The organism is Streptomyces yongxingensis (assembly GCF_055597465.1).
On the sequence record NZ_CM145717.1, the window covers coordinates 10,101,568 to 10,112,577 of the forward strand.

The following is an 11,010-nucleotide window of genomic DNA, read 5'->3' on the forward strand; positions in this document are numbered from 1 at the left end:
CGAGAACCACCTGGTTTCTTCGAGGGGGCAGGGCCAAGTGTCAAACGAAGAGAAGCTCGTCGAGTACCTCAAGCGCGTCATGGCCGATCTGCGCCAGACGCAGCGGCGTCTCCGCGATGTCGAGGAGAAGTCCCGGGAGCCGATCGCGATCGTGGCGATGAGCTGCCGTTTCCCTGGCGGTGTGCGGTCTCCGGAGGAGCTGTGGGAGCTGCTCGCCGATGGCGGGGACGCGGTGAGCGCGTTCCCGGAGGACCGAGGCTGGAACCTGGAGGAGCTGTACGACCCGGACCCCGACCGCTCCGGCACCTCGTACGTCAAGGAGGGCGCGTTCCTCTCCGACGCGGGCGCCTTCGATCCCACCTTCTTCGGGATCTCGCCACGTGAGGCGCTGGCGATGGATCCACAGCAGCGGCTGCTGCTGGAGACGTCGTGGGAAGCCATGGAGCGGGCCGGTGTCACTCCGGCGTCGTTGCGCGGCAGCAAGGCCGGTGTCTTCGTGGGCACCAACGGTCAGGACTACACCGTCGCGCTGCGGCAGGCCCCGAAGGGCGTCGAGGGCTTCCTGGCCACCAGCGGCGCGGCCAGTGTGATGTCGGGTCGGCTCTCCTACACCTTCGGCTTCGAGGGGCCCGCGGTGACGGTGGACACCGCGTGCTCATCGTCGCTGGTGGCACTGCATCTCGCGGTGCAGTCCCTGCGGCAGGGGGAGTGCCCGCTCGCCCTCGCCGGTGGCGTGACCGTGATGTCCACCCCCGGCCTCTTCGTGGAGTTCAGCCGTCAGCGCGGTCTCGCCCCGGACGGCCGGTGCAAGGCGTTCGCGGCGGCCGCGGATGGGACGGGTTGGGGCGAGGGCGTGGGCATGCTGTTGCTGGAGCGGCTGTCGGACGCGCGGCGCAACGGGCACCCGGTGCTGGCGGTGGTACGGGGCTCCGCCGTCAACCAGGACGGCAGCAGCAGCGGCCTGACCGTGCCCAACGGCATTTCCCAGCAACGCGTCATCCTCCAGGCCCTCGCCAACGCGCGGCTTTCGGCCGCCGAGGTGGATGCGGTCGAGGCGCATGGCACGGGTACGACGCTGGGCGACCCGATCGAGGCGCAGGCGCTGCTGGCCACCTACGGGCAGGACCGCGCGGACGGTCGGCCACTGCTGCTGGGGTCGGTGAAGTCCAACCTCGGCCATACGCAGGCGGCGGCGGGTGTGGCGGGTGTGATGAAGATGGTCCTGGCCATACAACACGGTGCGCTGCCGAAGACGCTGCACGTCGATGAGCCGACGCCACACGTGGACTGGTCGGCCGGCGCGGTCGAGCTGCTGGCCGAGCAGGTGGCATGGCCGGAGAGCGGCGAACCGCGCCGGGCCGGTGTATCGGCCTTCGGCGTCAGCGGCACCAACGCCCATGTGGTGCTGGAGCAGGCGCCGGTCGGCGATGACGATGACGCGGCGGATGAGGGGGTGAGCGCGGGCGACCCCGCGGTGGTCCCGTGGGTGCTGACGGCCCGCTCCGAGGCGGCGTTGCGGGCGCAGGCTGGTCGGCTGGCGTCGTACGTGGGGGAGCGGGCGGAGCTGCCGATCGGGGATGTCGGGTGGTCGCTGGCGACGACACGCACCGTCTTCGAGCATCGTGCGGTGGTGCTGGCCGGGGACCGTGGCGGTTTGCTCGATGGGGTGGCCGCGCTGGCGGCGGGCCGTGATGCCACGGGGTTGGTGCGGGGTGTGGTTGTGGGTGGTGGTGGTCGTGCGGTGTTGGTGTTTCCGGGGCAGGGGTCGCAGTGGGTGGGGATGGCGGTGGGGTTGTTGGAGTCGTCGCCGGTGTTCGCGGAGGCGATGGGTGAGTGTGCGGCGGCGTTGGCGCCGTTCGTGGAGTGGTCGCTGGTGGATGTGCTCGGCGATGCGGAGGCGCTGGAGCGGGTGGATGTGGTGCAGCCGGTGTTGTGGGCGGTGATGGTGTCGCTGGCGGAGGTGTGGCGTTCGTACGGTGTCGAGCCTTCGGCCGTCATTGGACACTCGCAGGGTGAGATTGCGGCGGCGTGTGTGGCGGGTGGGTTGTCGTTGGGGGATGCGGCGCGGGTGGTGGCGTTGCGGAGTAAGGCGTTGCGGGCGTTGTCGGGGTTGGGTGGGATGGTGTCGGTGTCGTTGCCGGTGGGGGAGGTGCGGGAGCGGCTGGGGCGGTGGGGTGAGCGGTTGTCGGTGGCGGCGGTGAATGGGCCTTCGGCGGTGGTGGTCTCCGGTGACGCGGATGCGTTGGAGGAGCTGCTGGCTGCGTGTGAGGGTGAGGGGGTTCGGGCGCGGCGTGTTTCGGTGGATTACGCCTCGCATTGTGCTCATGTGGAGGCCATTGAGGGTGAGCTGCTGCGGGAGCTGGCGGGGATCAGTCCTCGGTCGTCGTCGGTGCCGTTTTATTCGACGGTGACCGGTGGGGTGCTCGACACGGCCGATCTGGACGCCGGGTACTGGTACCGCAATCTGCGTCAGACGGTGCGTTTTGAGGAGGCCGTACGCGCTCTGCTGGCCGACGGCTTCGATACGTTCATCGAGGCCAGTGCCCACCCCGTCCTGACGATGGCTGTGGAGCAGACCGCCGAGGAGCACGGCACACGTGTCACCGCCGTCGGTTCGCTGCGCCGCGACGAAGGCGGCCTGGAGCGGTTTGTGACCTCACTGGCCGAGGCGTATGTCGGCGGGGCGTCCGTCGACTGGTCCACGGCCTTCCGGGGGACAGGTGCTCGGCAGGTGGAATTGCCGACGTATGCCTTCCAGCACCAGCACTACTGGATCGAGACTCCTTCGTCGGCGGTCGGCGATGTGACATCCGCCGGTCTGGGTTCGGCTGATCATCCGTTGTTGGGTGCGGTGGTGGGGTTGGCGGATGTGGATGGGGTGTTGTTGACGGGGCGGTTGTCGTTGGTTTCGCATGGGTGGTTGGCTGATCATGCGGTGTGGGGTGTGGTGGTGGTGCCGGGGGCGGCGTTGGTGGAGTTGGTGTTGCGTGCGGGTGATGGGGTGGGTTGTGGGCGGTTGGAGGAGTTGACGTTGGAGGCGCCGTTGGTGGTGCCTGAGCGTGGTGGGGTGCGGGTGCAGTTGTCGGTGGGGGCGCCGGATGGGGTGGGTCGGCGTGTGGTGGGTGTGTTTTCTCAGGTGGAGGGTGAGGGGGAGGGGTTGTGGACGCGGCATGCGAGGGGGGTGTTGTCGGCTGATGTTCCTGTGGTGGGGGATGGGTTGAGTGTGTGGCCGCCGGTGGGTGCGGTGGCGGTGGATGTGGGTGGTGTGTATGAGCGGTTGGCTGGGGTGGGTTTGGAGTATGGGCCGGTTTTCCAGGGGGTGCGGGCGGCGTGGCGTCGTGGTGATGAGGTGTTCGCTGAGGTGGCGCTTGGGGAGGAGCAGCGGGCGGAGGCGGGACGTTTCGGTCTGCACCCGGCACTCCTCGACGCCGCCCTGCATATGGCCGGGGTGGGCCCGGATGGCGAGGAGACGGGCCCCGCGCGTCTGCCGTTCGCCTGGACAGGTGTCTCCCTGTACGCCACGGGTGCGACAGCGCTGCGGGTGCGCCTGTCGCCGTCGGGCGCCGAGGGGATCTCGGTGCTGGTGGCGGACGCCGACGGAGTCCCGGTGGCTTCGGTCGATTCGCTCGTGGGACGCCCGGTGACGGCCGAGCAGCTCACCGCGTCCCCGCAGGTGGCCAGGGACTCGCTGTTCACCGTGGAATGGGATCGCGTGCCCGCGGAGAGCATGCGGGGAGCGGCATCTCAGGCTCACTGGGCAGTAGTCGGATCGGACGATCTCGGCCTCACCGCGGCCTTGGAGGCGGCAGGGCAGGACGTAGCGAGCAGCCCGGAACTGGGCAGTCTGGCAAGCTCCCCGGATGTCGTCCTCATGACATGTGTGTCCGAGTCGCACCCGGGCGCACAGGATCTTCCGTCCGCCACGCGCCACCTCGCGCACCGTGCTCTGGATGTGGTGCGGAAGTGGTTGGCTGAGGAGCGGTTTGCCGGTTCGCGGTTGGTGGTGGTGACGCGGGGTGCGGTGGCGGCCGTGCCGGGCGAGGATGTGCCGGATGTGGCGGCTGCCGCGGTGTGGGGTTTGGTGCGGTCGGCGCAGGCTGAGCATCCGGACCGATTCGTTCTGGTGGATGTGGATGACGTGCCGGTGTCGTCCGACGTGCTTCAGGCGGTGCTGGGGTGCGGGGAGCCTCAGGTGGCCGTGCGGTCCGGGGATGTGCTGGTGCCCCGGTTGGCGCGTGTCATCGTTCCTGGGGCTTCTGCTGAGGGAGCCGGGGCGGGCTTTGCGTGGGATGCCGAGGGTACGGTGCTGGTGACCGGTGCCACCGGCACGTTGGGTGGTTTGGTGGCGCGGCATTTGGTGGCCGAGCGTGGGGTGCGGCATCTGGTGTTGGTCTCTCGGCGGGGCCGGGAGGCGGCCGGTGCGGTGGAGTTGGAGGCCGAGCTGGCGGGGCTGGGTGCGTCGGTGACGGTGGTGGCCTGCGACGTAGCCGACCGTGAGGCGTTGGCGGGGGTGCTGACGGGTATTCCGGCGGATCGTCCGTTGCGTGGTGTGGTGCACGCGGCCGGGGTGCTGGACGACGGTGTGGTGGAGTCGTTGACGCCGGAGCGCATCGACGCGGTGTTGCGGCCGAAGGTCGATGCCGCGGTGCATCTGGATGAGTTGACGCGGGATCTGGATCTGTCGGCGTTCGTGATGTTCTCGTCGGCCGCCGGCACGTTCGGCGCGGCGGGGCAGGGGAACTATGCGGCGGCGAACATGTTCCTGGACGCGCTGGCAGCGCGCCGTCGCGCGCATGGGCTTGCGGGAGTGTCGCTGGCCTGGGGCTTCTGGGCCGAACGCAGCGATATGACCGGCCACCTCGCCGACGCCGACGTCGCCCGGATGGAGCGCGGCGGCGTCATTCCGCTGTCGTCGGACGAGGGTCTTGCGCTCCTCGACGCGGCGAGCGCAATGGACCAGTCGCTGCTGGTTCCCGTGCGGATCGCCCCGGCAGCGCTCCGTGGTGGGACCGGAGCCGTACCGCCATTGCTCCGACGTCTGGTGCGTACCCCCTCGCGGAGGGCCCTTGTGGACGCCGCGCCGGGCATGGACACAGCCCTGCACGGTGACCTCGTCCGGCTCGCTGGGCTTTCGGAGGCCGAGCAGGAGCAGACGCTGCTGGACCTCGTGCGTGGTGGGGTCGGCGCGGTGCTCGGCTATTCCGATGTGGAGCAGGTCGAGCCGGGGCGTGCGTTCAAGGAGCTCGGGTTCGACTCGCTGACGGCCGTCGAGCTGCGGAACCGGCTGAACACGGCCACCGGACTGCGCCTGCCCGCCACCCTCGTCTTCGACTACCCCTCGCCCCTGGCGCTCGCCCGCCACCTCCGTGATGAACTGCTCGGCGGGAGCGGCGAGGTGGCTGCCGACGCAGGGCGTCGTGTGCCGGTGGCCGCCTCCCAGGACGAGCCGATCGCCATCGTGGGCATGAGCTGCCGCTTCCCCGGTGGGGTGAAGTCCCCCGAGGATCTGTGGCGGCTTCTCGCCCGCGGCACAGACGCCATCGCCGCCTTTCCGGACGATCGCGGCTGGGACCTGGAGGGTCTGTATCACCCGGACCCCGATCACCGGGGCACGGCGTATGCGCGTGAGGGTGGTTTCCTGTATGACGCGGGTGATTTCGATCCGGAGTTCTTCGGGATTTCGCCGCGTGAGGCGTTGGCGATGGATCCGCAGCAGCGGTTGCTGTTGGAGACGTCGTGGGAGGCGCTGGAGCGGGCCGGTATCGACCCGGCATCGGTGCGCGGCAGCCAGACCGGCGTCTTCGCCGGAATCATGCACCACGACTACGGCTCGGCCACGGTGCCGGAAGGAGTCGAGGGCTACATCGGCAACGGCACCGCCGGCAGCATCGCCTCGGGCCGCGTCTCCTACACCTTCGGCTTCGAAGGCCCCGCGGTGACGGTGGACACCGCGTGCTCGTCGTCGCTGGTCGCGCTGCATCTCGCGGCCCAGTCGCTGCGCCAGGGGGAGTGCTCGCTCGCGCTCGCGGGCGGCGTGACGGTGATGTCGACACCGGCCCTGTTCGTGGAGTTCAGCCGTCAGCGAGGGCTGTCGGCCGACGGTCGTTGCAAAGCGTTCGCGGGGGCCGCGGACGGTACGGGATTCTCCGAGGGCGTCGGCGTGCTGCTGCTGGAACGGCTGTCGGACGCACGGCGCAACGACCACAGGGTGCTTGCCGTGGTCCGCGGATCCGCCGTCAACCAGGACGGCGCGTCCAACGGACTGACGGCCCCCAACGGCCCGTCGCAGCAGCGGGTCATCCGGGCCGCGCTGGCGAGTGCCGGGCTGTCGGCTGCTGACGTGGACGCGGTCGAAGCACACGGTACGGGCACGACACTCGGCGATCCCATCGAGGCACAGGCGCTGCTGTCGACCTACGGGCGCGAGCGGGGCACCGAGGAGCGGCCGCTGTGGCTCGGGTCGATCAAGTCGAACATCGGCCATACGCAGGCGGCCGCCGGTGTGGCGGGTGTGATGAAGATGGTCCTGGCGATGCGACATGGCGTACTGCCGAAGACGCTGCACGTGGATGAGCCGTCGCCGCATGTTGACTGGTCCGAAGGTGCGGTGCGGTTGCTCACAGATGCCACGGAATGGCCGGAGACGGGCCACCCGAGGCGTGCGGGTGTCTCCTCCTTCGGCGCCAGTGGGACCAATGCGCATGTGATCGTGGAGCAGGCCCCCGAGGAACGGCGTGTCGCCGAGCCGGTGACGGACGGACCCGCAGGGTCGGGAGTCGTGCCGTGGGTGGTGTCGGCGAAGTCCGAGGGTGCGCTGTGGGCGCAGGCGGAGCGGCTGCTGTCGACCGTACGCGGGGAGCTGGACACCGAGGCGTCGGTTGTGGACGTGGCCTCGTCGCTGGTGACCACGCGGACGGTGTTCGAGCATCGTGCGGTGGTGCTGGCCGGTGACCGTGAGGGGTTTGCGGCCGGGCTGGAAGCGCTGGTGGATGGTGTACCGGCGGCGGGTGTGGTGCGGGGTTCGGCGGCGCCGGGGAAGCTGGCGGTGGTGTTCTCGGGGCAGGGCAGTCAGCGGGCCGGGATGGGGCTGGAGCTGTGCGAGACGTTCCCGGTGTTCGCCGATGCCTTCGATGAGGTGTGCGCGCAGTTCGACAGCCTGCTGGAGCGTTCGCTGCGGGAGGTGATCCGTGGGGATGCGTCGGGGCTGGATGAGACCGTCTTCACGCAGTGTGGGCTGTTCGCGGTGGAGGTGGCGCTGTTCCGGCTGGTGGAGTCGTGGGGTGTGCGGCCGGATTTCGTGGCCGGTCATTCGATCGGTGAGCTGGTGGCCGCGCATGTGGCGGGTGTGCTGGCGCTCAAGGACGCGTGTGCGCTGGTGGCCGCTCGTGGGCGGTTGATGCAGGCGTTGCCCCCGGGTGGGGTGATGGTGTCCGTGCAGGCCGCCGAGGCCGACGTAGTCCCGCTCCTGGCCGGTCGTGAGGCCGAGGTGAGTGTGGCCGCGGTCAACGGTCCACGCTCGACCGTGATCTCCGGCGCGGAAGCAGCGGTGACGGAGATCGCTGGACAGTTTGACGCCCAGGGCATCAAGACCAAGCGGCTGCACGTCTCGCATGCCTTCCACTCGCCCTTGATGGAGCCGATGCTGGCCGAGTTCCGCCAGGTGGCCGAGGGTCTGTCGTACGCGCCTCCCCGCATTCCCGTCGTGTCGAACGTGACGGGCCTGATCGCTGACGTCGAGGCGCTGTGCTCGGCCGAGTACTGGGTGCGGCACGTCCGCGCGACCGTGCGCTTCGCCGACGGCATGGCGGCTCTCGCGGAGGCGGGTGTGACGACCTCCCTGGAGCTGGGGCCGGACGGGGTGCTCTCCGGCATGGGGCAGGAGTGCGCGCCGGACGTCGAGTTCGTCTCCGCCCTGCGCAGCGGACGAGGCGAGAGCGCCACGCTCCAGGAGGCATTGGCCCGCATCTTCGTCCGTGGCGTCCCCGTGGACTGGACGGCGTTGCTCGCGCCGACCCCCGTACGCCACGTGGAGCTGCCGACCTACGCCTTCCAGCGGAAGCGGTACTGGCTCGAGGCCGGCGGGCCGGCGGGCAACGTGGCCTCGGCGGGGCTGCGGTCCGAGGACCATCCCCTGCTCGGTGCCGCCGTGAGGCTGCCCGACTCCGACGGATGCCTGTTCACCGGTCGGCTGTCCGCACGTACGCACGCCTGGCTGGCCGACCACGCCGTGCTGGGCTCGGTGGTGGTACCGGGGACGGCCTTCGTGGATCTGGCGCTGCATGCCGGTGGCCGTTTCGGATGTGGCCAGGTGGATGACCTGGTGCTGGAAGCGCCCCTGGTCCTTCCCGAACGCGGTGCGGTTCAGCTCCAGGTGATGGTGGCCGGAGCCGATGACAACGGCCGCCGACCCGTCACCGTCTACTCCCGCCAGGAATCCGCTGATGAGGACGGACCCTGGACGCGCCATGCCAGTGGCGTTCTGACCCAGGCCGAGGGGCCGGAGGCGACGACCTCGGCCGAGCTGAGTGTGTGGCCGCCCGCGGATGCCGAGGCGATCGACATCAGCGGCGTGTACGAGCGCTTCGCGCTGGGCGGGCTCGCGTACGGGCCGGCGTTCCAGGGCGTGCGGGCCGCCTGGCGGCGCGAAGGCGAGGTGTTCACCGAGGTGTTCGCCGAGGTGGCACTGGCCGAGGAGCAGTGGCCGGACGCCGCGCGCTTCCATGTGCACCCCGCGCTGCTCGACGCCGCCCTTCATATGGCGGGACCCGGTGGCCTGGTGGCCTCGGACGCGGAGCAGGTCCGTTTGCCGTTCGCCTGGAACGGGGTGTCGGCGCACATCACCGGCGCGACCACGGTCCGCGTACGACTGGCGGCGGCCGGGGCCGACGGTCTGTCGCTCGCCGTGGCCGACGAGACGGGCCGGTTGGTGGCCTCGGTGGCAGAGCTCGCGACGCGCCCCGTCTCCGCCGAGCAGATCGACGCCGCGCGCGGCACCTCCCATGAACCGCTGTTCCGGCTGCGATGGAACGCCATGCCGTTCGCGGCCGACGAACCGTCCACCGCCCGCTGTGCGGTGATCGGCGAGGAGGACGGTGAGCTGGCCGTGGCGCTGCGGTCGGCGGGCTGGCAGGTTCGAACCCACCCCGATCTGGCGGCACTTGCCCGGCCCGGCGCTGAGGGCGAGCCCCTGCCGGAGTGGGTGCTGCTGGCCTCCGCGACCGGTACCGGTGGCGACACCCGCCAGGGGCCACGTGGCGCGGCGCACCAGGCGCTGGAGTGGGTGCAAGAGTGGTTGGCCGAGGAGCGGTTCGCCGACTCCCGCCTGGTCATCACCACGCGCGGCGCCGTGGCCACCACCTCGACCGAGGGTGTGGACGATCTGGCAGGGGCGGCGGTATGGGGTCTGGTGCGGTCCGCGCAGGCCGAAGACCCCGGCCGACTGCTCCTCCTCGACGTGGACGATCCCATGGAGCTCGGCTCCGTACCGCTGGCCGCGGCCCTCGCCTCGGGCGAGCCGCAGTTGGCCGTACGAGGAGGGCGCGTACTGGCGGCGAGGCTGGTCCGGGCCGAGGGGGAGGCGGAACAGGACGCTTCGGCGACTTGGGACCCCGAGGGCACGGTCCTCATCACCGGCGCCGGCGGCACCTTGGGCGGTCTGCTGGCCCGGCACCTGGTGGCCGACCATGGTGTGCGGCATCTGGTACTGCTCAACCGCAGGGGATCGGCGGCCGAGGGCGCGGCCGAGCTGGCCGATGAGCTGTCCTCGGCCGGGGCGTCGGTGACCTGGGCGGCCTGTGATGTGGCCGACCGGGGGGCCCTCGGCGCGGTGCTGTCGGACATCCCGGCCGCACATCCGCTGAAGGGTGTCGTCCACGCCGCCGCCGTGCTGGACGACGGTGTGATCGCGTCGTTGACTCCGGATCGGCTGGACACGGTGCTGCGGCCGAAGGCGGAGGCGGCACTCGCCCTGCACGATCTGACGGCCGGACTCGACCTGTCGGCGTTCGTGGTCTTCTCCTCGGTGGCGGGCATGTTCGGGGCCGCGGGACAGGGCAACTACGCCGCCGCCAACGCCTTCCTCGACGCGCTGGTCTCACAGCGCCGGGCGCACGGTCTCCCCGGTCTGTCGCTGGCCTGGGGCCTGTGGGAGGAACGCAGCGGGATGACCGCGGGGCTGGCCGAGGTGGACAGGCGGCGCATGGACCAGGTGGGCATCTCCGCCCTGTCGTCGGCCGAGGGGCTCGCCCTGTTCGACGCCGCCTGTGCGAGCGGTGGCCCGGTCATCGCCGCCGCACGGCTGAACACGACGGTTTGGAGGTCCGCCGCGCAGAACGGCCTCGCAGAAGTACCGCATGTGCTGCGGGAGTTGGTGCGGCTGCCCGCTCGCCGGGCGACGGCGGAATCCACTGGAGTGGCCGGAGCGGCCGGGGCGGCGGAGGCATTGCGGGCACGCCTGGCCGGAGCCTCGTATGCGGAAGGCGAACGCCTGGTGCTGGACACGGTACGGCGCAATGTCGCCGCGGTGCTGGGCCACGGCGGCCCGGAAACCGTGGAACCGGGCCGCGCGTTCAAGGATTTCGGCTTCGATTCGCTGACGGCGGTGGAACTGCGCAACCGGCTCGGCACGGTGACCGGACTGCGTCTGACCGCGACGCTGGTCTTCGATCACCCGACCCCCACCGCCCTGGCCCAGCACCTTCACCACGAACTGGCGCGGGACGCCGGATCCGCCGCCACCTCGGTGCCCGTATCCGTGGGCCTCGATCAGCTCGAAGCCGGTCTGTCGACGATGACCTGGGAGGAGATCGGCCGCACGGACGTGGTGTCACGCCTGCGGGAGCTCTTGGCAAAGTACGGCGACGCACAGGAAGTCCCGAGCAGCGGCGCTGCTCTCGTCGACCAACTCGAATCGGCGACGGATGGCGAACTCTTCAAGATGGTGGACGAGGATCTCGGAATTCTCTGAACCGATCTGAAGCAATACCCCTCCGCAATCTGCCGACAGCCTTG

Annotated in this window: 1 protein-coding gene; it reads left to right on the plus strand. The window is 70.5% G+C overall.

Annotated elements, in window-relative coordinates:
- Window positions 1-37 precede the first annotated feature (37 nt).
- Entirely contained in the window at window positions 38-10,966 is a 10,929-nt protein-coding gene (locus ACZ6TD_RS42910) for a type I polyketide synthase (RefSeq protein ID WP_471346954.1), read from the plus strand.
- The last annotated feature ends 44 nt before the right edge of the window (window positions 10,967-11,010 follow it).